This is a genomic window from Micromonospora sp. CA-240977 (genome assembly GCF_050942285.1).
In the GTDB taxonomy this organism is placed as follows: Bacteria; Actinomycetota; Actinomycetes; order Mycobacteriales; family Micromonosporaceae; genus Micromonospora.
In genome coordinates this window covers 635,587-660,558 of the sequence record NZ_CP192055.1, presented here as the reverse complement: position 1 = coordinate 660,558, position 24,972 = coordinate 635,587, and the positions used below count along the sequence as shown (strand labels likewise).

At 72.6% G+C, this 24,972-nt stretch carries 22 protein-coding genes; 3 read left to right on the top strand and 19 right to left on the bottom strand.

What is annotated here, in order from left to right; translation table 11 throughout:
• Positions 1-84: 84 nt before the first annotated feature.
• The 6 genes from ACQPWW_RS03170 to ACQPWW_RS03145 all read right to left on the bottom strand — a co-directional run bounded on the left by ACQPWW_RS03170 (position 85) and on the right by ACQPWW_RS03145 (position 7,703).
• A complete protein-coding gene (locus tag ACQPWW_RS03170; protein ID WP_433128950.1) occupies positions 85-1,245 on the bottom strand; it encodes an alanine racemase in 1,161 nt (386 codons plus the stop codon).
• Entirely contained in the window at positions 1,242-2,840 is a 1,599-nt protein-coding gene (locus ACQPWW_RS03165; RefSeq protein ID WP_433128948.1) for an IucA/IucC family protein, read from the bottom strand. The genes ACQPWW_RS03170 and ACQPWW_RS03165 overlap by 4 nt, the downstream gene beginning before the upstream one ends.
• Complete coding sequence (locus ACQPWW_RS03160) at positions 2,837-4,462, bottom strand: IucA/IucC family protein (protein WP_433128946.1); 1,626 nt, start codon at positions 4,460-4,462, stop codon at positions 2,837-2,839. Before ACQPWW_RS03160 ends, ACQPWW_RS03165 begins: the two co-directional genes overlap by 4 nt.
• Positions 4,459-5,631 (bottom strand): ATP-grasp domain-containing protein, encoded by a 1,173-nt coding sequence (locus tag ACQPWW_RS03155; RefSeq protein WP_433128944.1) that lies wholly within the window; start codon positions 5,629-5,631, stop codon positions 4,459-4,461. The genes ACQPWW_RS03160 and ACQPWW_RS03155 overlap by 4 nt, the downstream gene beginning before the upstream one ends.
• A gap of 105 nt (positions 5,632-5,736) precedes the next feature.
• A complete protein-coding gene (locus ACQPWW_RS03150; protein ID WP_433128942.1) occupies positions 5,737-6,996 on the bottom strand; it encodes an MFS transporter in 1,260 nt (419 codons plus the stop codon).
• Complete coding sequence (locus ACQPWW_RS03145) at positions 6,993-7,703, bottom strand: siderophore-interacting protein (RefSeq protein ID WP_433128940.1); 711 nt, start codon at positions 7,701-7,703, stop codon at positions 6,993-6,995. The genes ACQPWW_RS03150 and ACQPWW_RS03145 overlap by 4 nt, the downstream gene beginning before the upstream one ends.
• An 81-nt stretch (positions 7,704-7,784) precedes the next feature.
• Here ACQPWW_RS03145 and ACQPWW_RS03140 point away from each other — a divergent pair, with 81 nt between their 5' ends.
• A complete protein-coding gene (locus tag ACQPWW_RS03140; protein WP_433128938.1) occupies positions 7,785-8,345 on the top strand; it encodes a GNAT family N-acetyltransferase in 561 nt (186 codons plus the stop codon).
• Here ACQPWW_RS03140 and ACQPWW_RS03135 read toward each other — a convergent pair.
• Complete coding sequence (locus tag ACQPWW_RS03135; RefSeq protein ID WP_433128936.1) at positions 8,327-8,950, bottom strand: DUF305 domain-containing protein; 624 nt, start codon at positions 8,948-8,950, stop codon at positions 8,327-8,329. The genes ACQPWW_RS03140 and ACQPWW_RS03135 overlap by 19 nt on opposite strands.
• A 14-nt stretch (positions 8,951-8,964) precedes the next feature.
• On the bottom strand, positions 8,965-10,863 hold the full coding sequence (locus ACQPWW_RS03130) for a sigma-70 family RNA polymerase sigma factor (RefSeq protein WP_433128934.1): 1,899 nt from the start codon (positions 10,861-10,863) through the stop codon (positions 8,965-8,967).
• Positions 10,864-11,180: 317 nt separating this feature from the next.
• Between ACQPWW_RS03130 and ACQPWW_RS03125 the strand changes: the two genes are divergently transcribed.
• Entirely contained in the window at positions 11,181-11,366 is a 186-nt protein-coding gene (locus ACQPWW_RS03125) for a hypothetical protein (RefSeq protein WP_433128932.1), read from the top strand.
• Positions 11,367-11,372: 6 nt separating this feature from the next.
• On the opposite strand, the gene ACQPWW_RS03120 is transcribed toward ACQPWW_RS03125, so the two are convergent.
• From ACQPWW_RS03120 to ACQPWW_RS03075, 10 genes are all read right to left on the bottom strand, one after another.
• A complete protein-coding gene (locus ACQPWW_RS03120) occupies positions 11,373-12,434 on the bottom strand; it encodes a DUF2855 family protein (protein ID WP_433128930.1) in 1,062 nt (353 codons plus the stop codon).
• A gap of 69 nt (positions 12,435-12,503) precedes the next feature.
• The gene (locus ACQPWW_RS03115) at positions 12,504-13,718 is read right to left on the bottom strand and encodes a PP2C family protein-serine/threonine phosphatase (protein ID WP_433128928.1); all 1,215 of its coding nucleotides are present in this window, start codon (positions 13,716-13,718) and stop codon (positions 12,504-12,506) included.
• Positions 13,719-14,363: 645 nt separating this feature from the next.
• Positions 14,364-15,854 (bottom strand): glycoside hydrolase family 130 protein, encoded by a 1,491-nt coding sequence (locus tag ACQPWW_RS03110; protein ID WP_433128926.1) that lies wholly within the window; start codon positions 15,852-15,854, stop codon positions 14,364-14,366.
• On the bottom strand, positions 15,851-16,903 hold the full coding sequence (locus tag ACQPWW_RS03105) for a glycosyltransferase (RefSeq protein ID WP_433128924.1): 1,053 nt from the start codon (positions 16,901-16,903) through the stop codon (positions 15,851-15,853). The genes ACQPWW_RS03110 and ACQPWW_RS03105 overlap by 4 nt, the downstream gene beginning before the upstream one ends.
• Positions 16,900-18,036, bottom strand: a complete 1,137-nt coding sequence (locus ACQPWW_RS03100) for a glycosyltransferase (protein WP_433128922.1) — start codon at positions 18,034-18,036, stop codon at positions 16,900-16,902. Before ACQPWW_RS03100 ends, ACQPWW_RS03105 begins: the two co-directional genes overlap by 4 nt.
• A 116-nt stretch (positions 18,037-18,152) precedes the next feature.
• Entirely contained in the window at positions 18,153-19,157 is a 1,005-nt protein-coding gene (locus ACQPWW_RS03095) for a glycosyltransferase family 4 protein (RefSeq protein WP_433128920.1), read from the bottom strand.
• Complete coding sequence (locus ACQPWW_RS03090) at positions 19,154-19,327, bottom strand: hypothetical protein (RefSeq protein WP_238646621.1); 174 nt, start codon at positions 19,325-19,327, stop codon at positions 19,154-19,156. Before ACQPWW_RS03090 ends, ACQPWW_RS03095 begins: the two co-directional genes overlap by 4 nt.
• A gap of 312 nt (positions 19,328-19,639) precedes the next feature.
• Positions 19,640-20,671 (bottom strand): zinc-binding dehydrogenase, encoded by a 1,032-nt coding sequence (locus tag ACQPWW_RS03085; protein ID WP_433128917.1) that lies wholly within the window; start codon positions 20,669-20,671, stop codon positions 19,640-19,642.
• Between the two features lie 90 nt (positions 20,672-20,761).
• Positions 20,762-21,304: a TetR/AcrR family transcriptional regulator gene (locus ACQPWW_RS03080; protein ID WP_433128915.1), complete on the bottom strand. Its 543-nt coding sequence runs from the start codon at positions 21,302-21,304 to the stop codon at positions 20,762-20,764.
• 140 nt (positions 21,305-21,444) lie between these two features.
• Entirely contained in the window at positions 21,445-22,326 is an 882-nt protein-coding gene (locus tag ACQPWW_RS03075; protein ID WP_433128912.1) for a helix-turn-helix transcriptional regulator, read from the bottom strand.
• Between the two features lie 132 nt (positions 22,327-22,458).
• Between ACQPWW_RS03075 and ACQPWW_RS03070 the strand changes: the two genes are divergently transcribed.
• Positions 22,459-23,325, top strand: coding sequence for an oxidoreductase (locus tag ACQPWW_RS03070; protein WP_433128910.1), 867 nt, complete (start codon positions 22,459-22,461; stop codon positions 23,323-23,325).
• Here the strand turns inward: ACQPWW_RS03070 and ACQPWW_RS03065 are convergent.
• Complete coding sequence (locus ACQPWW_RS03065; RefSeq protein ID WP_433128908.1) at positions 23,322-24,869, bottom strand: MFS transporter; 1,548 nt, start codon at positions 24,867-24,869, stop codon at positions 23,322-23,324. The two genes, ACQPWW_RS03070 and ACQPWW_RS03065, sit on opposite strands and share 4 nt — an antisense overlap.
• Positions 24,870-24,972 lie beyond the last annotated feature (103 nt).

Sequence of the window (24,972 nt, the reverse complement as noted above, 5' to 3'; positions counted from 1 at the left end):
GACTCGGCGACTCGTCCCGTCCTACTCACCGTGCCAGAAGTGGGCCACGATCGCTCGTCGAGGCGTTCCCCCCGTCGGCGGGCGTTACGGACCTCGCAGCACCACCGCGTCGGGTCGGGCAGCCCACTCGGCGGCCACCCGGAACGGGTCACCGGTGCGGAAGAACGGCGGCTCGTGCAGCAGGAAGTCCCGGTGGCTGATGTTCCAGGCGTACGCGCCGGCCATCGCGAAGGCCAGCACGTCACCCACGCCGATCGGCCCGGCGGTGGCCGACCGGGACAGCACGTCCTTCGGGGTGCAGAGCTGCCCGACCACGGTGACCGGCCCGCCGTCGGTGCGTACCGCCCCGGACCCGCGCCGCCGATGCACGGTGAACGGCTGCGGGTGCCCCTTCGCCGCCGGTGTGCGCAGGTGGTGGGTGCCGCCGGCCACCACCACGAACCACTCGCCGTAGGAGCGCTTCACGTCGATCACCTCGGTGAGGTACGCCCCGCAGTAGGCGGTCACCGACCGGCCCGGCTCGATCCGCAGCCGCACCCCCGGGTGCGCCTCGAGGACGTCGGCCAGTGCTCCGCCGTAGCCAACCCAGTCGAATCGCGCCTCCGGGTCGGCGTAGTCGACGGCCATGCCCCCGCCGACGTCGACCTCGACGGCGCCGACCTCGGCTGCCGCCCAACGGACCACGGCGGCGGCGACCGCGGCAGCGAGCGGGGCGTCCAGCCCGCTGGCCAGATGAGCGTGGACTCCGCGGACGTCGATGCCGGCCGGCGGTCGACTGGCGCACTCCACCGCGTCGGCCGGGTCCATGCCGAACGGGCTGGGCCCGCCACCCATGAGCAGGCTCGCACCGGGCGCGTCGACGGGCAGGTTCACCCGCAGCAGCACCTGGGCGGACCGGCCGGAGGCGGCGGCCAGCGCGCCGAGTCGCCGAAGCTCGGCGGGCGATTCGACGTGGATGCGGCGCACCCCGGCGGCCAGGGCGGCGGCGAGGTCCGCGTCGGTCTTCCCCGGACCGGCGTACGCGGCGGGGGCGCGGCCCGGCAGCACCTCGGCCAGTCTCCGCAGCTCGCCCCGGCTCGCGGCCTCGAACCCGTCGACGACCGGGGCGAGGGTCCGCAGGACGCCGGGGTCCGGGTTGGCCTTGACCGCGTAGAGCAACTCGACCGGGCGGGGCAGCGCCGCCCGGATGGCGCCGGCGTGCGCGGCAAGCGCGTCGAGGTCGTGGACGTAGACCGGTCGGGTCACAGTGGCCGGCCCATCGGGTTGGGCACCGGCACGAACGGTGCGGCCCGGTCCGCGTCGCGCCGCCACCGGACCAGCAGGTTGGCCTTGGCCACCAACGGTTCACCGTCGAGCAGCGCGCGCAGCTCGGGCGGATCGTCGAGGTCGGCGGCGACCGCCTCGACGACGGCCCGCACCTCCTGCCACAGCCGCCGTTCGATGCCCGGCCGCGCGTCGGAGAGGGCCCCGCAGATACCGCCGAGGTGGTTGACGAACAGGCAGTAGACGATCCGGCGGCGGGCGTCCCGGGGGCCGTAGCGGACCTGTGCCGGGACGCCGTCCGGCCACGTGGCCCACCGGTCGGCGGCGAGCTTCACCCCCTCCAGGTCGCGCAGCAGCATGCGTACCGGGCGGCGGTCGCGGTCGAGCACGACGACCACGTTCTGCAGGTGCGCCTCGTGCACCACGCCGTGGCGGAGCCAGCACCGCAGCACCGCCGGCACCAGCAGCTCGACGTACGCCCGCCACCAGGCCACCGGGTCCGGTGTCGCAAGCGGCTCCGCGGCCAGCGCCGCCGCCAGGATCGGGGTGTCCCCGGGTCGCAGGTGCGGCCGCAGGCCGGTACGCAGGATCGTCCCGTACGCCTCGTCCGGGCCCGGGACGTCGACGGTGCGGTAGGCGGGCTCGGCGAGCAGCCCGACCCCGTCCGGCAGCGGCACCCGGGACAGCAGGTCGGTCAGGGCGACAGCGCCGGTCAGTTCGTACCGGGCGTTCTTGCGCAGGCAGTTGGTGATCCGCACGTGCAGGCTGGTCTTGACGAACAGGTCGGCCGCCGGGGCGTAGAGGGTGCGCACGCTCGCCGTCGGCCGCACCGGTACGCCGGCCTCGCCCAGGTCACGCAGCCGTGGGTGGGTGGGCGGCAGCAGGGACAGCTGCCAGGGATGCACCGGCAGGACGCGGTGCCCGCGTGGCGGCCGGGGCGGGTCGAGGGCGGCCACGAGCGGATCGAACGGCCCGGCGCCGGCGACCAGGTCCTCCGGTACGGCGAGCCAGCGCAGCCGGAACGAGGTGCGCAGCTCCGGCGCGTACGCCCGCCAGCGCTCCGGGTCGCCGCTGCGCCACTTCGGGGTGGGGTGGTGCGGGTGGCCGAAGACAAGTGACTGCTCCGAGTCGACGTACGCGTCGATGGCGGGCTCCCCGGTGGGGGTGGGATCCGCGCTCGGTCGGTCGGCAAGCAGCCGGGCCACGGTGTCCCGGCTGGCCCGGACCTGCTCGACGAACTCGTCGTTCGGCAGGCCGGTGCGGGCGGTGAGTTCCGCCGCGACCAGCGCGGCCAGCCCGTCGGCGTCCAGGTCCTCCCAGCGTCCGGCGTCGGTCGTCCGCTGCACCGGGCCGGCGTAGCGGTGCGCGCCGAGCGGCGCGGCCCGCGCGACGGCGCAGCGCAGCGTGACGTGGAGGTGTCGCAGCAGCACCCGGGCGGCACCGTCGACAACGGTCCGGGCGCCGTCCGGCGGAGCGAGCTCGCGGATCAGGCAGCCGAAGACGGCGTGGGCGGCGGCCAGGTCGGCGAGCTGGCCGGGGGCGGTGGCCGGCCGGGAGCGCAACCGCACGCTCGTCATCGTGTCTCCCGGAGGTAGTTCGGGCCGGTACGCAGGTAGTACTTGTTGATGTCGGTGCAGCCCAGCCGCTGCTTGGGCAGCAGGGTGCCGGCGGTGAGCATCGCCTTGATGGGCAGTTGGGCGGCGCGCAGGACCTGTTCGGTGAAGGTCCGTGCCGCCGGCCCGTCGCCCCACCGGTCCCGGGCGGCGGAGAGCCGGGGCGTCAGCGCCTCGACGGGGGACGGCACGGGCAGCCCTCGGGCGGCCAGGGCGACGAGCGGCGCGGCGGCGGCCAGGTGCAGGGTGATGGTGATGAACACGTCGGCAAGTTCCTGCGGATCGCGCGCCCACATCCGGTCGTCGTGCAGGGCGAGCCCGCCCGGGCCACCGTGCCGCGGGTCGAGTCGAGCGCCGTCGTTGTCCTTGTAGAGCAGGCCGACGGTGCCGTCGGGGTGCACCAGCAGGTGGATGTTCTGCGGGTGTGCCTCCAGGGCGATGCCGTGGCGTAACCACAGGAAGACGTGCCAGTCGAGCAGCAGGTCCAGGTAGGACTCCAGCACCTCTTCGGGTCGTTCGGGGCTGATCCGGGCCAGCACCGTGCCCGCGACCGGGTCGGTGGCGGCGAGGGCCGCGACCGGCACCACCTGGACCCCGGCCAGGTCGCGCGGAAACCGGCGCAGCAGGAAGCCGCGCCGCTCGTCGCCGTCGACGTGCGCCCAGGTGCTCTCGTCGGCGTGCCGGATCCGCCCGGCGAAGGCGGGTTCGGCGTTGGCGGTCCGGTCGAGCAGCGCGGCGACTGTCGCGCCGTCGGCGAGCGAGCCCGGGTGCAGGGTCCGTCGGTTGCGGGCGCCGAGGCTCGCGGTTGGTAACGGCAGCTTGAGGTGCAGGTACGGGTCGTGGTCGAGCGCCACTGTGCGCATGGAGAGGGTGGGCCGCACGGAGATCGCCGGCCGGTCCGTCACAGGTAGCGCGTCGCGGGCGGCGGTGATCGGGTGCACGGGCAGCAGCAGCTGATCCGGTCGCGGCGCGCGCGGCCACCAGTCGGGCAGCTCACCGGCGAGCCGGACGTCCCGGGCGGGTGCGGCGTGCCAGCGCAGCGTGAGACGCGGGGCGTGCTCCGGGGCGTACCGGAGCAGTTCGTCGTCGGTGAGACCGTGCCGGCAGCGGTCGGTGGGGTAGACGGGGTGGCCGTGGTGGGCGGCGAGCACGTCGTCCAGGAGCGCCCCCGGCAGACCGGTCGGGGTGCTCGCACGCGCGTCGGCCACCTCGGCGAGGACCCGCGGTCGGTGCCGGGCCGCGAGCCGCCGGGCCCGGAGGTCGGCGCGGCACTCGGCGTCGAAGTCCCGCCAGCCGGCGGCCGCCTCGGCGTTGTCCCGTGGGGTGAGCAGCGTCAGCAGCCCGGCCACTGTGTCCGTCCGGTGGGTGGCGCCGTCGGCAAGCACCAGCACCGTCGGCGCGGCGCTGCGCAGGGCCTGCTGGAAGCCGTCCACCCTCACCGGGATGCGCAGCAGGCCGGCGGGGTGCGGCACCTGCCACCAGTCCGGCCCGTCCGGCCGGCCGGTGCTGAGCAGACCGAGGTGGTCCTCGCGCAGCAGGGCGTCGAGCACCCGGCTGAACACCTCCCGCTCGCAGTCGTCGCTCACTCGACGATGGTCCACTCAAGACCGCCGCGGAAGGCGGCCAACGACGTCCGGACGCTGTCCTGGTCCGGGCCGATCGCGTGCAGCACGGCCAGGTAGTCGCGGTTCGTGCCGGTGTGCTCGGCGAAGCGGCCCACCGCGCGCAGCGGACGGCAGCCCAGCCGGACGTCGCCGTGCCCGGTGTCCAGCGGACCCGGTGCGGCGGTGAGCCGGCCCGCCCGGTCCGCGCAGACGTACTCGACCTGGGCGTACCTGTCGACGGTGGCGGGCAGGCCGAGGGCGGCCACCGGCTCGCCGAGGTGCAGGCGGATGACGTGTTCGAACAGCGGGACGCCGAGCAGTTCGGCGAGGATCAGGTCCATCCGGTCGCCGATGAGGCGGTAGTTCACCTCGATGAGCCGGACCCGGCCGTCGCCGGAGACGACGTACTCGGTGTGGCAGGCGCCGAAGCCGACCCCGAGCGCGTCGAGGCACGCCCGCAGTTGGGTGCTCGCCGGCGCGGTCGGAGGTGACCAGGCGAGGCTCTCCTCGGTGAAGGTGGGTGGCGGACCGAGGCCGGTGCGCCACCCGCCGAGGGAGGCGAGATCGCTGCCGTCGCCGAGGGTTTCGAAGGTCCGCAGCTCTCCGGCGAGATACTCCTCCACCACCAGGGCCACCTCCGGCCGCCGCCCCCGGATCTCGGCGACCCGGGCGGCCAGCTCGGTCTGGTCGACCACCAGGTACGCGTCCTCGCTCGCCACGCCCTCGCGGGGTTTGACCACCGCCGGGAACATCCCGGCCGGCGCCTCCGGCGCGCTTGCGGGGTCGACGGTGACGGTGCGTACCAGATCGAGGCCGGCAGCCGCGACTGCCCGCCGGGCCGCGGCCTTGTCCTTGCAGAGACGGGCGGCGTCCGGGTCCTTGCCGGGCAGGCCGAGCTTTCGGGCGGCGATCGCGGTGGCCTCCTGGAGATGGTCGCTGTTGGACAGTAGCGCCACCGGCCGGGTCGGTGCCGTCGCCGCGACGACCGCTGCCGCGTCCCGGACCGCGCAGCGCGTCACCGGGACGTCCGCCGGCCAGTCCGTGGGCCGGTCGGTCAGCACGGTGGCCGACAGCCCCAGCGACGCCGCCGCCGGGAGGAACCCTTCCAGGACGGCGTCGGTGGGGTTGAGCGCGGTCAGGTAGATCTTCATACCGCCTCCGTCGACTACCCGATGTCGTGATTAGGGTAGCCTATCCTTATTAGACGGATACGGTGTGGTCTGTCCCTACTTGTCGAGCGGCGCGACGAGCTGCGGTCACGCCGCCGCCCGCACGCCGTCCGCCGCCGGCCGCTCCGCGACCGGGTCGGCGACGGGACCGGGCCGGTGCGGGAATCGCCGCTGGTGCGCGAGCCCGAGGGCGACCCCGGCGGCCACCAGCACGATGGCCGCCACCGCGACCGCCGGGTAGCCGACCCGGTCGGCCGCCGCGAGACCGACGGACGCCGCCACGAACGAGCAGACCAGGCCGAACGACGACAGAACTGTGAAGTCGGTGCCGCCGGTGTCGGGGCGCGAGTAGTCCATGTTGACCGTGTAGAGCACGACGTTGGCGACGGTGTAGGCCACCATGAAACAGCAGAGCGCGGCGACCGTCGCCGCCAGCGGCGCACTGCCGTTCATCAGCGGCAACAGCAGCAACGTCGACACCGTGAGGGCCACCCCGCCGACCACGAGCACACCGCTGCGCCCGAAGCGACCGACCCCGAACCCCGCGACCAGCCCCGCCACGATGGCTGGAGCGCTTGTCACCACGCCCGTGACGACGCCGATCCGGCCCAACGACCAGCCCGCGTCGACAAGGGCCGGCGTCACCAGGGAGTACGCCATTCCCGCGCCGACGTAGACCAGCGGCACCACCCCGAAGGTCCACCACCGGCAGCCCGGCTGGCCGAACACCGACAGCAACGCCCGGTAGGCAGTGCCCACCCGCGCCACCCGGTCGGTCCGCGGCGGCTCCCGGAACCGCCACACCACAACCAGGCCGACCGCCGTCATCGCGGCCAGCAGACCGATCGCCGACGCCCAGCCGAACCTGTCGTAGACCAGGACGCAGGCACCGCCGCCGAGCAGGTTGCCGAGGTAGCTGGCCGCGACCTGGATGCCGTTGCCGGTGCCCCGGGCCGACTCGGCGAGCATCCGGACGGCCACGGCGTCCACGGCGATGTCCTGGGTGGCGGAGAAGAAGACGTACGCGGCGCAGATCGCGATGATCGGTCCGAGCGCGTCGGCCGGGTCGGCGAACGGCAGCAGCGCCAGCAGGGCGAGCACCAGGGCGGTCTGGAGCACGAGCAACCAGGATCGGTAGTGGCCGCGGTGCCGCGAGCCGTACCGGTCGAGGAGTGGCGCCCAGAGGAACTTGATGGGCCAGATCAGACCGACGACCTGCAACAGCGCCAGGGTGTCCAGTGAGGTGCCGCCGTCGCGCAGGATGGCGGTCAACCCGACGGTGATGAAGCCGACGCCGAGGTACTGGGTGACGTACAGCGCGGTCAGCGTGCCGAGCCGGCCTCTCATGCGGCTTTCCAGTAGCCGAGGGAGGTCAACCGGTCCTTGTCGACGCCCAACGTCCGGCGGATGTGTCGGGTGATGCCACGGGTGCTGGCGGCCTCGCAGGCCACCCAGTAGTGGGCCGCGCCGCTGGCCGGCAGGGCCTCGCACACCGTGTCGACGAGGTGCTGACCGTCGTCGCGCCGAGGCACCCAGGTGACGTCGTGGTGCTCGCGGGTGCGCAGCGCGAGCGCCTTCTCGCCCTCGTGGGCGTACTCCAGCCAGACCGTGGCCGGGATGTCGGCGCCGGCGTCGAGCAGGCTGTTCACCGCCGGCAGGGACGCGGCGTCACCGACGAGGTAGAGGTGTTCGGGCGCGGGGTCGGGCAGTTCGAACGCGCTGCCCTGAACGGTCGCGGTGATGGTGTCGCCGACCTGGGCCGTGGTGGCCCAGCGGGCGGCGCAACCGTCGTGGATGGCGAATTCGAGCGCGAACCGGCCGGTGGCCGGGTCGGGGTCGACAAGCGTGTACGCGCGCTGGTGGGCCCGCCCGTCGTTGTCGAACCACAGCCGGATCCACATCGTGGGGTGCACCCCGCACGCCTCCAGCAGACCGCCTCCGTCGAGGAGCAGCCGCTGGTAGTGCCCGTCGATGGACTCGGTGCCCAGCACGGTCAACCGAAAGTCCCGGCCGCCCATGGCCTTGAGGACCAGGGCCTCCCAGTTCCGTTTCACGCACCCCTCCAGGTAAGGTCATCCTTGGTTAGGGGAGGTTAACCTAAGTTACGCCCCGGATGGAACAGAGGACAGCGCCCGATGACGCACCTGGAGAAAGTCGCCGGTCTCGGTGAGTTGTCGTTGCTGACAGTGGTCCCCGACCGGCACGCCGCCCTCCTGCACGGCTGGGTCACCCAACCCCGTAACTCGTTCTGGGGCATGGGCTCACACACCCTCGACGAGGTCCGCGACGTCTACGCCTTCGTGGACAGCCTGCCGACGCACCACGCGTACCTGATCATGGTGGACGCGGAGCCGGTCGGTCTCTTCCAGACCTACCAACCCGAGGCGGACCCGGTCGGCGAGCGCTACCAGGTGCGGCCCGGGGACGTCGGGATGCACCTGCTGCTCAGCCCCGACCGGCGGATCGCCCGCGGCCTCGCCAACGCCGTCGCGCCGGCCCTTGCTCGTTTCCTGTTCCGCGACCCGGCCGCGCAGCGGATCGTCGTCGAGCCGGATGTCCGCAACCACCTCGCCCTACGCCGACTGGAGATCGAGGGCTTCACCTTCGACTCAGAGATCGACATGCCGGACAAGCGGGCCCAACTCGCGTTCCTCACCCGCGCCCGCTTCGAGGCGAATCACCCGACGCCGGCCTGACGGTCCAGAGCGCTCAGCTCGGCGGCTCGGGCCTGCTGGATCCGGCCGGCGAGCGCCTTCAACTCCGGGCTTCCACCGGCGGTCTGCTCACCCCGGCACAGCAACACCGTCTGCGCGAGGTGCGCCCGGAGCAGCGCAACCGCCCGGGACGGCACCTCGGCGTCGGGCGCGCCCCGCAGCTCGGCGAGACTTTCGTCGGTGACCATGCCGGGCATCTGGTGCCCCTCGTGGATGTCGAGTTCCGCAACGTTGCCGGCGGCCAACAGCCCTCGCAGGTCCCGCAACTCACCCTGGTGCGCCACCCGAACGTCGTCGACAAGGGCCCGCAGACCCGCGTCCGCCGGCCGGGTGTCGAGGTGGTCGATCAACGCGAGCGCGCCCTCGTTCATCGGGATCAGCAGCTGGATGAAGGCGTCATCGGTGCCGTTGAGCAGCACGGGCGCGGTCGTCACCGGAGCGGCCGACGGGGCTGTGGACGGGTGGTCGGAGCTGCCCCGACCCCGGGTGAGACCGACGGTCAGCGCCGTCGCGACAAGGGTCACGGCGACGCCCACGATCCGCCAGGCGTGGGCGCCGAACGTGCGGCGTCCGTGGTGCTCGTTCATCCCGGTCCCCCCGCTCAACGGGCGGCTTGGAACGCGCGGCCGACCACTGTCGCCTCGGTGCCGTCGCTGAACAACCCGGAGCGGTCCTGGTCGGTGGCGGGCAGGCCGAACCAGGCGTACCGCTGCACGTAGGACAGTCGGCCGAGCATGGCGGTGGCCGCGGTGAGGAAGGCCGCCTGCTGCTCCTGGCTGGGGAACTGTTGACGGCCTCCGTCGAAGCGGATCAGGGCGAACTCGGTCAACCAGATCGGTTTCCGGTACCGCTGGTGGACCGCCTGCAGATACTGCCGGAGCTGGTCGACAGCGGTGGCGCTTGTGAAGTCGGCCCCGAACCAGTGCAGCGTGATGAAGTCGACCCGGTGGCCCCGGGCCTGGGCGCCGGTCATGAACCGGTCCAGCCAACCCTGCGGATCCGGCCCTCCCCAGGCGACCGCCGGGCTACCCAGCCTGCTGCCCGTCGCCATCAGCTGCGGCCACAGGTCCAGCGCCTGCTCGACTGTCATGTTCGCCTGCTCGGGCAGGTCCGGTTCGTTGAAGGTGAGCAGATCCGGCCCCGCCGCCTTCGCCCGGGCCAACTCGGCGGGGGTGACGTTCTCCGCGCCCCGGATCATCGGCACGAACGTCACGCCCCGCGGCGTGCTGATCCCGGGGTGCTGGGTGCCCCACGTGTAGTACCAGCCGGCCTTCGAGTTCGCCAGCGCCTGACTGGCCCCGGCGAAGTTCCACACCCCGACGCCCTTGCGCGCGGAGCTGACCGCCGGGGCCACCGGAGCCTTCGACGAGGGTCGTGCGCTCGGCGACGGCGCGCCGCTCGGCGAGGCGACGGCGGTGGGCGCCGCGGACGGCGGCGCGGCCCACGAGGGTGCTGGCGGATCCTCCGGCAGGATCACGACCACCGTGGTGATGGCGAGGACGGCCGCGGCCACCCCGGCCGCGAGGGATGGCAGCAGGCCACGAGGCCGGCTCACCGCGAGGTCGACAGCGCTCGGGCCGCCGCCCGCGTCGGTGGGCACCCCACCGGCCGGACTCGGCCCGGCGGCGTGCCCGGCGGTCGGAGACTGGTGCCCGGCGGCGTGCCCGGCCGTCGAGGGCAGGTGCCCGGCAGGCGCCGCCGCGCTCGGGAGGTGGGCGCCGAGGCCGGCCGGCAACGGCAGCATCGGCAGTCCGGCGAGCAACCTGTCGATCGGCAGCAGGCTGGAGCCCAGCCGCCCACAGAACGCGCAGTCGCGGACGTGTCGGGCCAGTCGCTTGCGCCACAGCGGGCTGGGAGTGCCGTCCCAGTCGACGGTAACGGCCTCGAGGTCCGGACAACCAGGGCGGGCACGCAGTGCGCGGACGACGCCGCGGGCGCTCTGGATCTGCTCCTTCATCCGGTGGATCCGCACCGCGACGTGCCCGGGCGACAGGCTGAGCGCGTCGGCGACCTCGTTCCGGGTGATCTCGCCGGTCTCCTCCAGCCACCACAGCGAGAGCAACTCCTGGTCGTCCGGGTCGAGCCAGCGGGTCGCCTCGGCGACCTCGCGTCGTTGGTCGGTGAGGCCGAGCCGGAGGATGGTCATGCCGGCGAAGTCGGAGGCGGGGTCGGGCACGTTGTGGATAGCGTCGAGCCCGGCGTCCCGGTTGAGCGCGACCCGTCGGCGCTGTTCCCAGTCGCGCACCTGGCGGATGGCGATCGCCACCAGCCAGGACCGGTACGCCGCCGGGTCGTTGAGCGCGGGCAGGTGCCGGATCACCCGTACCAACGTCTCCTGGACGACGTCGTCGACGTCGGCGTGACCGCGCAGCGCACGCCCGACGATGTTGTAGACAAGCGGGAGCGAGGCCGCGACGACGTCATCGAGGGCGCGCTGGTCGCCCTGTCGGGCCGCGACGACCAACCCGACATCGGGTAGTGCTCGACCGGCTGACGGCATGGCTGTCACTCCTCGGGTGCTGATCCGCGCGGACCCGCGCTGTGTGCGCTGACCGCCCTCACGTTCGGAGACTGGCACCGACAGGTTGGATTACAGAATTCTGCGTCGTCGGCGGGCCGGTCGCGACCGGGGACCGCCGGCGGCGCGTGCGGATCGACGGCGGCGGGTATGGTGCGGGGTGTCGGTGTCGCCGGGCGTTCGCCCGTGCACGAGACACCCTGATCGGGCGCCGCTGTGAGGCGCCGCACCGTCACGAGGTCACACGGCGCGAGTTGCCCTGGCCCGGACGCACTCCTTCATCGAAGACAGGATCCTGCATGACATCGAACGACAACGGCCGATCGGCCCTGTTCCTCGCCACGTCGAACGCCGACGGGCCCGACGGGTCGGCGGTGACCGTCGACGGCAGCGCGGAGGCCATGCGCCGGCTGCGCCATCCGTTCGCGGTGCAGCCGGCCCCGCAGAGCCCGACCGCCGGCGACGACCAGGATCGGCGCGGCTGATCCGCCTCACAACTGGATGACGTGACCCACCCGTGGCGGCGTACGACCGGCGAGGACGTCGAGCCAGGCGCGTTGGAGGGCCTCCGGCCCGGCGCCGACCTGGACGTCGAGCCACCCGGCCACCACCGCGGTGAAGCGTTGCCAGGCCTCGGTGAACCGCTTGTCGAGCCCGGCACGGCCCCAGTCCTGGCCGCGCTTGCGCATCTGGACCGGCGCGAAGAACACCTCTTCGGCGGCGTCGGCGTTCGGCGTCTGGTTGGTGAGGCCCACCGCGATGTCCCGGACGAGCCGGTCACCGAGGCGCCGACGCAGGGCGGCCCGGGTCGCGGGCGCGCCGGACAGGTCGAGGTAGACGGACGCGACGGCGTCCAGGGCGCGGATGTCGTCGTACGAGACGACCTCGTCATAGCAGCCGAGCGAACGGGTGAAGGCCAGGTTGCCGGGCGAGGTGAGCCCGACCAGGCGTGGCCCCCGCCCGCGCAGCTCGAAGGCGGCGGCGTACGCGGTCTTGCTCGACGCCGACGACAGCAGCAGCGACTCGGCGCCGTAGCAGTCGTTGTCGACAACCTGGTCGGCCAGCATGAACGAGGTGAAGAAGAGCGGCCGGAACAGGATCAGCAGATCCTCCTGGTCGGGCCGGTACGCCGGGTCGCCGGTGGTCAGTCGGTACGCGTTGTACGGTGACGGCAGCTCGGCCCGGTGCGGGCTCGCGTCACGGAACCCGGACGCGTCCACCCGGTCCGGCCGCACCAGCAGGTGGCCCGCGGGCGGGAGATAGCCGTAGACCCGCTGCCCCGCCTCGACGCCCGGCACCGTCGACGTGACCACCTCGGCGAAGCCCCAGAGCGGCGGCAGGCCCCACTGTGGCCCGAGCCCGACCGGCGGGAAGAACTGCCAGTACCGCATCGCGTCGCCGAGCACCGCGTAGGTCACGTTGTTGGCGGTGAGGCCGACCCGGTCCACCCGCAGCAGCGCCTCACCGTCGGCCACGGTGGGCGGCGTGCCATCGACGAGTGTGGTCTGCCCGAGGTCGTCGCGCGCCACGGCGAAGGTCCATGAGTCGGCCATGAGGTGACGCTAGACACCCCTCCCGGCCCAGACAAGTGCACTGGGAGTGCAAAATCCCACTGTCTCCGGTCAGGATCGGGACGCGGCGAGGTCGCGGAGGTGCGCGAGCGGCAGGTGCGGCGGTCGCCACTCCAGGAAGAGGGCCGTCGCGTCGTCCTCAAGCCGGTCGTCCTGGTAGCCGACGACGGCGCGCACCAGGCGGCGCATCGTCTCCGGGCTCGGTAACCCGTCGTTGAGGGCGCGGTTGACGAAGTCGACGAGCCGGTCCAGCCCGAACTGTTCCCCGTCCGCGCTCCGCGCGTCGGTGATGCCGTCGGTGTAGGCGAGGATGCGGTCGCCAGGGTGCAACTCCTCCACGTGCACCCTCGGGCGGCGGGCCGACAGGTGGCCCAGGCCGAGCGGCAGCACGGTCGGCCCCGGCAGCTCCCGAATGGCCTTGCCGTCGCGCAGCAACATCGCGCCGGGGTGACCCGCGTTGATCATGCTCAGTCGGCCGGTCCGGTGGTCCAACTCGATGAGCAGCCCGGTCGCGAAGAAGTTCGGGTGCTCGGAGCGCACCCACCGGTCGATGCTGATCGCCGTGTCGACCAGGTCGAGGCCACACCGGCGCGCGTTGCGGTACGCGCTGACCACCAGTGAGGCCAACGTGCTCGCCTTGATGCCGTGCCCACAGGTGTCGAAGAGCCCGACACTGAGCACGTCGCCGTTCAGGGCGTAGTCGAAGATGTCGCCGCCGACGTCGTAACAGGGTTCGAGGATGGCGGTGATCACCAGATCGTCGGTGGCGAAGGTCAGCGGCGGCAGCAGCCCCCACACGATCTCGGCCGCGACCTGCATCGGCAGACGCCGCCGCATCCGCTCGACCACGTCACCGTAGAGGCGGCGGTTGACCAGGATCTGGGCGATGTTGACCGCCACCTCCCAGGCCGGCCCGTCCATTGCCGCGTCGCCGGCCGCCGGCGAGACGATCTCCAGCACGCCCATCCGTTCGCACCCGAGCAGCAGCGGCACCCAGACCCGATCCGGGTTGTCGGGCGCACGCTGGATGTCGAGACTGGTGAAGGCCCGGCCGGCGAGGGTCGTCTCGATCGACAGCTCGGCCCGGACCAGACCCGCGCCGAGCAGCGGCACGAGCAGGGACTGCGTGTAGTCGGCCAGGTAGATCACGATCTCGCTGGCGTCGATGGCGGGAGCCGCCCGGGCGACGAGCTGAGACAGCTCGTCCGGGCCACCTCGGGGTGCGTTGAGCTGGAGCCAACGCACCATCTCGCCGACGTCTCCCACGCTCCACCTCCCCCTTGTTCCCCGAACCGTACGACCACAGCAGCGCGAGCGGTGAGGCTACCGTGCCCCGCCGCGTTCCTCGCCTGCCGATCGCCCGCTCTCGGCCGGGCGAGTGCCCTTTCGTCCCAGCCGTCTCACCCATCTCAGCCGTTTCGCAACTATTGCGGACTTGGTGTGAAAAGTCCGATTGAGCAAACCCGTGGTGCGGTGTCTTTCCACGACCGCCGCACAGCCGGCGTCTGGTGAGATGCCTTCGCGAAAGGGCACGTCGTGACAACCAAACTACTCAGCCATCCACGACGCACGGCCATGTCCGCACTGGCGGCCGTCGCCGCCAGCGGCACCGCCGTCGCCGTATTGATCTTCAGCGGCACCGGCGCGAGCGCCGCCGAGGCACCGGTCGACCTCGGTACGGCGGCGAACTTCTCCGTGCTGGCCGGCTCGACGGTCACCAACACCGGGCCGAGCTTCCTCGCCCAGAGCCTCGGCGTCAGCCCCGGTAACACCGCGCCCGGCTTTCCACCCGGCATCGTCGGCGGGGACCCACCTCGGCAACGCCGTCGCGCTGCAGGCGAAGACCGACTCCTGACCGAGGTGCCCCGGCGGCCGGTAACCACCCGGCCGCCGGGGCAGCACCACCAACGGTCATCCGATCCGCTCACCCGGTGGTGGGGATTCCACCATCGCGGCCCGGAGCGCGGCCACCGGCACGGTGGCGAAACCCACCCGGGCGTCACTCGCCCCGTACGGCAGCCACAACTCTTCGTCGTGGATGAGCGCTCCGCAGGAGTAGATGACGTTGGGCACGTACCCGTCCCGGTCGTCCTCGTCGGGTGACAGGAGCGCACCCGGAAGGTGCGCGATGACCCGCTCCGGTCGGTCCAGGTCCAGCAGGAGCGCGCCGATCGCGTACCGGCGCATCGGTCCGACGCCGTGGGTGAGCACGAGCCAGCCGCCGTCGGTCTCGATCGGAGATCCGCAGTTGCCGACCTGGATCAACTCCCAGCTGTCGCGCGGAGCGTGCAGCGGGGTCGGGGCCTGCCAGCGGTTGTCGCCGTCCAGGCTGGTCAGGCCGATGGTCTCGCCGTCGGCCCGACACAGCGCCAGGTGCCGGCCGCCGACCGTACGCGGAAACAACGCGAGCCCCTTGTTCCGAGCACCCGGCCCCCGCATCGGGGTCGTCTCGAACCGGCGCAGGTCGCTGCTGACCAGGGAGCGGGTGGCGATGCTCCGGCCGTCGTAGGCGGTGTAGGTGGCTCGGTACACCGGCCCGGACTCGTCGACGAACCGGACGAACCGCGCGTCCTCCATGCCGTTGCTCTCAGCGGGGGTAGCCGGCCAGAGCACCCGTTGGTGCAGAGCCGTGTCGGCGGGGAAGGCCGTGGCGTAGCTTCCGGCGTTGGTGCGACGCAGTTGTTCGAGGGTGCCCAACCCGGTGCTACGGGAGAGCAGATCGGGTGGCAGGTTGGCGAGCACCCGCTCGAAGGTGGCCTCGTCGTACCGCTCGGGCAAGGCGTCCAGCACCGTGGCGGTGACCTCGTTGTCGCAGTCCTCCTCGGCGAGGCCTGCGACGAGCAGGTCCCGGCGGTGCCGTACGCCCGTCCGCTGCCCGACGGCCAGCGGACCGGCCCGATCGGCGACAGTGAGCTGGCGCCCGGGTCCAAGGACCGCGGTGGCGAACCCGATGGACGACACGTGACCCTCGCCGATCTGACGCAGGCTGACCGCGACGCGCAACTGCCCGGCGCCCAGACCGGTCTGGTCCGGGTGGGCCACCATGGACGGGTTGCAGAGGGCGGCGGCCTCCACGGCGTACTCGTGACTGAAGTACGCGCCGACCAGCAGCCGGCTGGTCGGCGAGAGATCCCGAGCCCGGGCGGCTCGGTGCCGGACGAGGTCGTGGTGGTGGTGAAACGTGCCGGCCAGGTCGCGGTGCCGCGCACCGAAGCGGTCGAAGGTGTCCCGCAACAGCCGGCCGGTCTCCTCGTCGTCGAGGCGTGCGACCCGGTCGATGAGTGCCCGCGCGCGGGTGCGTACCACTGCGGCGTCCTCCCCCGGGACGAAGAGCTTGACGATGACCCGCCGTGGATCCGGGGTGAGAGTGGCGTCCTGCCGGACGGCCAGACTCCGGGTCACGACCACCGCCGGGCGTGCTGGAGGGTGGAGAGGAGCGCGAGGGTGGATTCCGCGCCCTGGTTGAGGTTGGGTCCGTGCGCGGTCAGCCCGTCGTAGCCGCCGCCGGTCGCCGGATCCCACATCGGCGTGCCGAGGTCGTTGTCGCCGAGGAACCACCCGACCGCCTGTCGCACCCCGGTGTCCCACTCGGGGTCACCGGTGACAGTGGCCGCCGTGGCACAGGCGTCAGCGAGCGCGGCGACCTCGATCGGCTGCTGGTCGTGGCGCAGCCGCACGGCGCCGTGCCGCCAACCTCCGGCCGGTACGACCGACAGCCGTCCGTCGCGCAGCTGGACGTCGCGCAACCACGCCAACATCCGCAGGCCGTCGTCCAGGGGTGGACCACCCTCGCGCAGTTGGCTGGCGGTGATGACCACCTCGGCGAGGGCGGGGTTGGCGTAGGTCAGCTCCTGCCGTGGCCACGGCCAGCGCGGATCGGGGCCCGGCGGGCCGACCGTGCTGGCCGCGTCCGCCAGCAGGGACGCTGCGGCGACGTGACCCGGGTGGCGGCGGAGGACCTCGGCCGCGCCCAGGCCGGCGAAGGCCATCGCGTGCGGTGCCCGGGTGCGCCGGCCGGCGCCCCGGCTGAAGGCGACCAGCGCCTCCTCCCGTACCCAGGATGCGGGGCTGCGGGCGACGGCCGTGCCCAGACCCCACAGCGCCCGACCCCACCAGTCGCCGAGCCCCGGTTCGTCGGCCCAGCGCCGGTCGTGCCCGAGCCGGTTGTGGAAGGCGCCGTCGGCGTCCTGCGCGTGGGTCAGGAACGCGAGGTAACGCTCCGCGAGCCGCAGCAGATCCTCGCCCGGGTCCGGCTCGCGGCTGACGACAACCAGGCCACGGGCCACGTCGTCGGTGCAGTAGCCGTGCTCGCGACGGACGATGGCATGCCGGGCGTGCTCGAAGAGACCGGTGTCGTCGCTCATCCGGATCAGGTGCGCGAAGCTCGGCGCGGGCGCCGCCGCCCAGCGTCCACGCGTGGACGTCCGGGGCCGGCCGGTGGTCGCGGTCATGCCGGCACCGCGCTGACCGCCGGCGGGCGGGCCTCGCTGAGTTGCTCCGCGAGCGTTTCGTAGCGGGCCGCCACCGCCGGCCAGCGCAGGTGCGCGGCCAGCGGCCGGACCCGGCCGGCGAGTCGCGCGGTCAGGCCCGGCTCAATCAGGATCCGCCGGATCGCCGCGGCCAGCGCCGCCGGGTTCTGATGGGGTACGACCAGACCCGGCCCACCGGTCAGCAGCTCCACGGCGTGCGGGAACGCCGTGGCCACGACGGGCACCCCGGCGGCCACCGCCTCGATGAGTACGCCTGAGGTGACCTGTTCGCGGGAGTCGTAGGGCAGGACCACCACGTCAGCGGAGCGGATCAACCGGCCCAGCGCCTCCTGGTCGTGGTAGGCGTCCTGATAGTCGACCGCGTGCGCGATGCCCAACTGGGCGCCGAGCTGGTGCAGCCCCGCCCGGTACGCCTCACCGTGGTGCTCGACCACCTTCGGGTGGGTCCGGCCCGCCACCGTATAGGTCGGTGTCGGTTCCAGATCCTGCAACCGCGCGAGGGCACGCAACGACCACTCGACGCCCTTGCCGGGGCCGAGCAACCCCCAGGTCAGCAGGTGCGGACGGCTACGCCGCTCGACGGGTACGCCAGCGAGCTCGGCGGCGCCGTGCGGGATGACCGTCACCTTGCCCGCTGTGACGGCGTACCCGACGAGCAGCCGGTCCCGAGCGGTGTCGGTCATCGTGACGACCGCGCCGGCGGTGGCCACGATCCGCTCCAACAGGGACTTCTGCCGGGCGGTGGGCTGGCTGAGCACGGTGTGCAGGACCACGATGCTCGGCACGGTGAGCCGCCGCAGTAGCGGCAGGACGTCCTCGCCGTCGTTGCCGGGGTAGATGCCGTACTCGTGCTGGACGATCGCCACGTCGTACGCGTTGAGGGCGGTCGCCGCGTCCCGCCAGCCGGCCGGGTCACGCGCCGACCAGGTGTGTACGACCCCGGGCGCGGGCCGCTGGTCGTCGCCGTGATCGGTGACCCGGACGATGCCGCCGTGGGTGCCGTCGGCGGTGAGCTGGCCAGCAAGGGCGGCGTTGAACGTGGCCAGGCCGCACCGGGTCGGTGGGTGGGTGCTGAGAAATCCGTAGCTGGGCATGAACGTCGTGCCTTCCGGTTGTCGGCCACCACAGGAGTACGCGGTGAGCCTCACGCGGGAACGGCGTACGCCGGTCAGCGTGTGTGACCGGCGGAACGGAGAGGTGTGCGGTTCAGTCAGTTACGAACGAGCTGGTCGTAGACGGCGAGATAGTCGGTGACCATCCGGTCCGCGCTGAAGCGCTTCAGAGCCTGCGCCCGACACTCCACCCGATCGAGGTCGGCGGCCCGGGTGATCGCCTCGACGGCCTGGTCGACGGTGTGGACGAGGAGGCCCGTCACCCCTTCGTCGACCACCTCGGTCATGGACCCCCGCTGATAGGCGACGACCGGGGTGCCACAGACCATCGATTCCACGACCGACAGCCCGAACGGCTCGTCGAAGGCGATCGGGTGCAGCAGTGCGGTGCTGTCCCCCAGCACCTCGGCACGCCGTCGCGGGCCCACCGACCCGAGGAAGACGACCTGGTCGCCGTCGATGTGCGGGGCCACCTGTTCGGCGAAGTACCGCTCGTCCTGCACGATGCCGCAGATGGTCAGGGGTCGGCCGGCGCGGCGGGCGATCTCGATCGCGGTGTGCGTGCCCTTGTCGGGATGGATCCGGCCGAAGGCGGCCAGTCCAGGGCCGGCGTCGCCGGTGAACGGCAGCCCGTCGACGTCGACGCCGTGGTGGACCGTGGCGACGTAGTCGAGTTCCGGTGCCCGGTCCGCGTCGGAGATCGACACGTACGACGAGCGGGCTCGACCATAGGCGGGCAGGATGCCCGCCCCGGAGAAACCGTGCACTGTGGTCAGCAGCGGAGCACGGCAGTGCGCCGCGAACGCCAGGGGCAGCCAGTCCAGGTGGCTGTGCACTACGTCGAACTGCGCCGAACGGGCCATCGCGTGGGAGACGTGCATCGCCTCCCACACTCGACCGTCCATGTCCGGGTCGTCGGCGTACCCCCGTGGGCAGACTCCGTCGAGCTGGGCAGAGGTGACGGAGTCCAGTGTCGCGAAGAGCGTCACGTCGACTCCGCGGCTGACCAGCCCCTCGGCGAGCAGGCCGGTCACCTGCTCCCACGGGCCGTAGTGTCGTGGAGGCGTACGCCAGGCGACCGGTCCGAGCAGCGCAACCCTCAAGGGGAGGACGCGTCGACGAGGTCAGCTGGGTCGAGGTGCAGGGTGGCGAGCAGCCCGGAGTGCTTCGCCGGGTCCACGCGCTCCGGCAGCTCGCGCTCGACCCAGTCGGCCCTGGCCTGCTGACCCCGATCGCGAAGTGCGGTGACGATTCTGTCCCTGGCGATCCTCATCTGGTGCTCCCCTGTTAGGCGTTCAGAACGATCATTCGCACGGACGGCGGTGCTCCGGACCACCGCCGTCCCGGCGGTGCTGACCAGCGGACCCGACAGCCGGGACAAGGTCGGCGGTCAACAACACGACCAGCCGTCGCGGCGATGGGGATGACGATCGGTTACGCCCTGTCTGGGCTGGTGGCGGACGGCGTCCGGCGGCCACCGGGATCCCGGGCGACATGTTCACCGTACGCCCTCGCGGTGCGCGACCGCACCTGCACCGGCCACCGGGCCGGCCGGGACACGCCACCGGCGCACCGGATCGAATGATCAGGGCTCCAGCACCACCTTGCCCGCCCGGCTGCGCGTCTCGGCGAACACCAGCGCGGCGGAGACCTCGCTGAGCGGGTAGCGGGCGGCGATCTGCGGCACGATCACCCCCTGCCGCAGGAGGTCGAGCACGATTCCCAGGTCGGTGCGTAGGCGACGCCGGAACGCGGTACGGCGGGTGAGGTGACCGGCCCAGAAGTTGTAGAAGCCGGCCCGGTGGCCGTTCGGCAGCGCGTTCCAGGTGTAGAGGCGCGACAGCAGCTTCACGAAGACCCACACGACCGACTGGCCGGAGTCCACGGCGCCGGCGTTGCCGTAGACGACAAGCGAGCCGCCGGGGGCGAGCAGGCCGTACGAGGTACGTACACCCGGGCCGCCCACCGGGTCGAAGACGGCGTCGACACCGCCCGGCGACAGCTCACGCACGCGCGCGGCCAGCTCCGGGTCGCGGTAGTCCAGCGGCTCGACGCCGAGCTCGCGCAGCGCGGCGTGATGCCGTGCGGCGGCGGTGCCGACGACCCGCAGGCCGAGGTGGCGTCCGAGTTGGACGAGCACCGTTCCGACGCCGCCGTTCGCGCCGTGCACGAGGATGGTCTGCCCGGCCCGCAGCCCGGCACCGCGCAGCATCTGCCAGGCCGTCACGCCGTTGACGACGACGGTCTCGGCGGCGGCGGGGTCCAGCTCCGCGGGTACGGGGGTGAGGGCGTCGATGTCGACAAGCGCGTACGTGGCCCAGCCGCCGGTCTTGGTGACCGCCGCGACCCGGGCGCCGACCAGCGAGTCGTCCGCGCCGGGGCCGACCGCCCGGACCGTGCCGACGAGGTCGTAGCCGGGGACGAACGGGAACTTCGGCTGGCCGGGGTAGCGGTCGTGGCGCATCTGCTGTTCGGCGAACGAGATCCCGGTGGCCTCGACCTGGACGAGCGCCTGCCCCCGGGCGGGGACGGGCATGGCGCGTCGGCGCAGGTGGAGTCCGTCGGGCTCCACCACGCCGGGCAGCACGACTTCGGTGATCATCGCTTCGGTGGTCATCGGATCCTCCTTGTTTGTAAGTGTGCACTCACACACTTATCGGGGTAAAAAAGTGGGCCACCATCGCGGCCCAAGGGTCGGTGTCGGGGGTCAGGGGTGGCGGATGCCGGCGGTCAGCGCGCGGGCCCACGGCTCGGAGACCTGCTCCAGGCCGGCGGTGACGATCAGGTGGCAGAGCTGGCCGTACGCGAAGAACCGCTGCACCTGCGCGTCGTCGGCGCCGGCCCGGTCCTGCACGAAGGTCGCCACCCTCCGGTAGCCGGCGCGCACCGCCTCGGCGATCTCGGGGATGTCCGTGACGGCCTGCGCCTGCACCTGAAAGAGGAGCAGGTCGCGGTCGGCGATCAACTCCGCGTAGGCGGCACCCATGGCGTCGAGAATCTCCTCCGAGGTGCTGCCCGTGGCCCGCTCCGCCCCCGCCTCGATCGCCGTGGCGATCCGGTCGAAACACGCTCCGGCCGCCGCCACGAACAACCCGAGCTTGCCGGAGAAGAGCCGGAAGACGTACGCCTCGGAGATGCCGGCGGCGGCGGCCACGGCGGTGACCGGGGTGGCGTGGAAGCCGGTGCGGGCGAACGCCGACACGGCGGCGTTCAGAACGGTGACCCGGCGGGCCTCGGCGGTCGATCGCATGTTTGTAAGTGTGCACTCACAAACAAAGAACGTCAACCCACGTCGTTAACGGCGCGACGCGCAGGAGTCGCTCCCCGCCGGCCCGGCCGCCAGCGAGACCATGGCGCAGGCGCTACGAGCACGTTCCCCACCCACGCGGCTCACTCGGAGGGATAGAGCCGGGCCGGGTCACCGGGCCGGAGGCTGTCCGGGGCGTCGTCCCGGGTGCTGGCGGCGATCGAGCCGAGCAGCGCCAGGGAACGCGCGGACTCCGTACCCGGCTCGGCGTGGTAGATCACCAGCAGCTGCCCGTCGGCGCCCGCGACGGCGAGTTTGTCGCAGTACAGGTCGAGGTCACCCACCTCCGGATGACGCAGCCGGCTGACCACACCCTCCCGCCGACGCACCTCGTGCCGCGCCCACAACTGCCGGAAACAGTCGCTCTTGAGTGACAACTCCCCCACCAGCGCCGTCAACCGGGGGTCGTCGGTGGCCCCGCCCGAGTCGGCGCGCATCTGCCCCACCACGCTCTGCATCGCCTGCCGCCAGTCGCGGAACAGCTCCCGCTCGGCCGGGTCGAGGAACACCGCGCGGAGTCGGTTCGCGCCCGGGGCGAGGTTCGGCGACAGGGCCCTCGCCATCGGGTTCGAGGCCAGGATGTCGAGGTAGCGGTTCTGCACGAAGGCCGGCATGTCGAGCTGCCGCAGCAGGTGCAGGATGCTGGCCGGCACCCGCTCGGCGGCCGGTCGGACCGCCCGGCGCGACCGCGCTCGGCTCAGCCCGATCAGGTACGCGGTCGCCTCCGGATCCAACCGCAGCACCCCGGCCAGGGCGTCGAGGACCTGCACCGAGGGATGCCGTTCGCGCCCCTGCTCCAACCGCAGGTAGTAGTCGGCGCTGATGCCGGCCAGCATCGCCACCTCCTCGCGCCGCAGCCCCGGCACCCGGCGCAGGCCCACGCCCGGGCCGAGCCCGACGTCCTCGGGCCGGGTCTGCTCCCGACGGGCACGCAGAAAGTCGCCGAGCGGGTTCGTCGCGTCCATGCCACCGACGGTAGATCGCCCGGCCGCCCGGTGACTGGCTGTGTCACTACCAGGAACAGCTCGCCCTGCCGTCCGACCGGTTGTCGGCGCACAGTCGACGCATAACCGCTTCCGTTACGGATAGAGGACGACATGAGCGAGAACCTTCCCGGCGGCGCCCTGACCCTGGCCGACGGCCTCACCCTGAGCCGGATGGGCTACGGGGCGATGCAGTTGGCCGGCCCGGGTGTCTACGGCCCGCCCCGCGACCGCGAGCAGGCGCTCGCCGTGCTGCGCGAGGCCGTCGACCGAGGTGTCCGGCACATCGACACCAGCGACTTCTACGGCCCGGTGGTGGTGAACGAGTTGATCCGCGAGGCGCTGCACCCGTACCCCGAGGATCTGCGCCTGGTCACCAAGGTCGGCGCGCGCCGCGGTGCCGACCGCTCCTGGATCCCGGCCCTGGAGCCGGACGAGCTGAAGGCCCAGGTCCGGGACAACCTCCAGCACCTCGGCCTGGACGTCCTCGACGTGGTCAACCTGCGGGTCGGGGTGGCGGAGGGCACCGGCGACGATCCCCTCTCCGAGCAGTTCGGCGCCCTCGCCGACCTGCGGCAGGAGGGGCTGATCCGGCACCTCGGGCTCAGCAACGTCACGCTCGACCAGCTCACCGAGGCCCAGGCCATCGCCCCGGTGGTCACCGTCCAGAACCTCTACAACCTCGCCAACCGGCAGGACGACGCCCTGGTGGACCGGTGCGCGGCGGAGAACATCGCGTTCGCCGCGTTCTTCCCGCTCGGCGGGTTCACACCGCTGCAGTCCGACATCCTCAACGACGTGGCCGCCAGGGTGGGCGCCTCGCCACAGCAGGTCGCCCTCGCCTGGCTCCTGCAGCGCTCCCCCACCACAGTGCTGATCCCGGGCACCTCGACGCTGGCGCACCTGCGGGAGAACCTCGCGGCGGCCGACCTGAAGCTGCCGGCCGACGCGATCAAGGAGCTGGACGCCATCGGTTCCTAGTGCTGGTGCGGGCGGTTGCGGACGAGGGCGAGCGTGAGCACGGCGGTGCCGAGGAAGACGATCCCGGTGACGCGCAACCCGGCCTGGACGCCGGAGGTCAGCGCCTCGGCCAGCGCCGCTCGCACCGGATCGGGCAGTGGTTGGTCGCCGGTGGCACCGGCGGCCACCGCCGCCCGCACCGCGGCCCGGGTGGGTTCGCCGACCTGGTGCGCGGCCAGCCGGTCGGGCAGGTCGGCAAGCATCGTGGTGGTCAGGAGCGTGCCCAGCAGGGACGAGCCGAGCACGGAGCCGACCTGGCGGGCGGCGTTCACCGCTCCGGCGGCCATGCCGGCCTGGGCGGGCACGACGCTGGCCAGGGCCGCAGCGGTCGCCGGGGCCACCACCAGACCGCTGGCCGCGCCGAACAACGCGAGCAGCGCCCAGCGATGACCGAACGACGCGGTGGGACCCTGGGTCGCCAGAGCGAAGCTGGCCACCGCACCCAGGACCAGGCCGAGGGTGATCGGCGCCTTGAAGCCGGTACGACGGATCGCCCGCCCGGCGCCGGAGGCGGCGAGCACGTAGGCGCCGAAGAGCACGAGCATCCGCCAGCCGGTGTCCAGCGGGCTGAGCGCCTGGGCGCGTTCGTGGAAGAGGACCAGCAGGATCGCCACGCCGGTGAAGCCGAACAGCGACACCGCGGCAACGACCATGACGGCGCTGAACGACGCGGACCGGAACAGCCGTACGTCGAGCATGGGCGCGCTGACCCGCAGTTCCACAAGCACGAACCCGACAAGTGCGACAAGCGCCACGATCCAGGCCGCCAGCACCACCGGGCTGGCGTAGCCGTCCCGGCCGCCCTGGATCATCGCGTAGACGGCGGCGGCGATGGCGACGGTGCCCAGCAACAGGCCCCGCACGTCGAGTCGGGCGGCGCTCGGCCGGGACTCGGCCACCCCGACGACGGCGACGACGAGGGTGATCACGCCGAGCACGATCGTCGACAGGTAGACGCTGTGCCACCGGTAGTGCTGGAGCAGCGTGCCGGCGATGAGTGGACCGATCGCGAGCCCGATGCCGGAGGCCGCCGACCAGGCGGTGATGACCTCGGTACGTCGGTGCGGGTCGGTGAAGGTCGCGCCGAGGATCGCCAGGCTGTTCGGCAGGATCAGGGCTCCGCCGAGGCCGGCGACCAACTGCCCGACGATCACCCAGGCCACGGTCGGGGCACTGGCCACGACGGCGGCGCCGACGATCATCGCGATGACTCCGGCACCGAAGATGCGCTTGCGCCCGTAGCGACTGCCGAGGGTGGCGGCGGACAGCACCACGCTCGCCACCATCAGCGTGTAGGCGCTGGGGACCCAGATCAGGGTGGTCGGGTCGACCCGCAGATCCTGCTGGATCGTGGTGAGGGCGGAGACCGTCGCGGTGATCTGGAGGAACGTGATCATCGCGCCCAGGCACATGGCGATCAGGGTCACCGAACGGGAGCCGCGGACGGATGAGCGGACGACGCCGTCCGGCCCGGGCGCGGGTGGGGCTGCGGTGCTGCTGGTCACGGGGCTTCCTTAGGGACTGGGGCGAGCTGACTTGCTTATGCTGAAGTCAGCATGCCCCAGTGAAGCACCTGACTAATCGCGATGCAAGTCAGGTAGGCTGGAC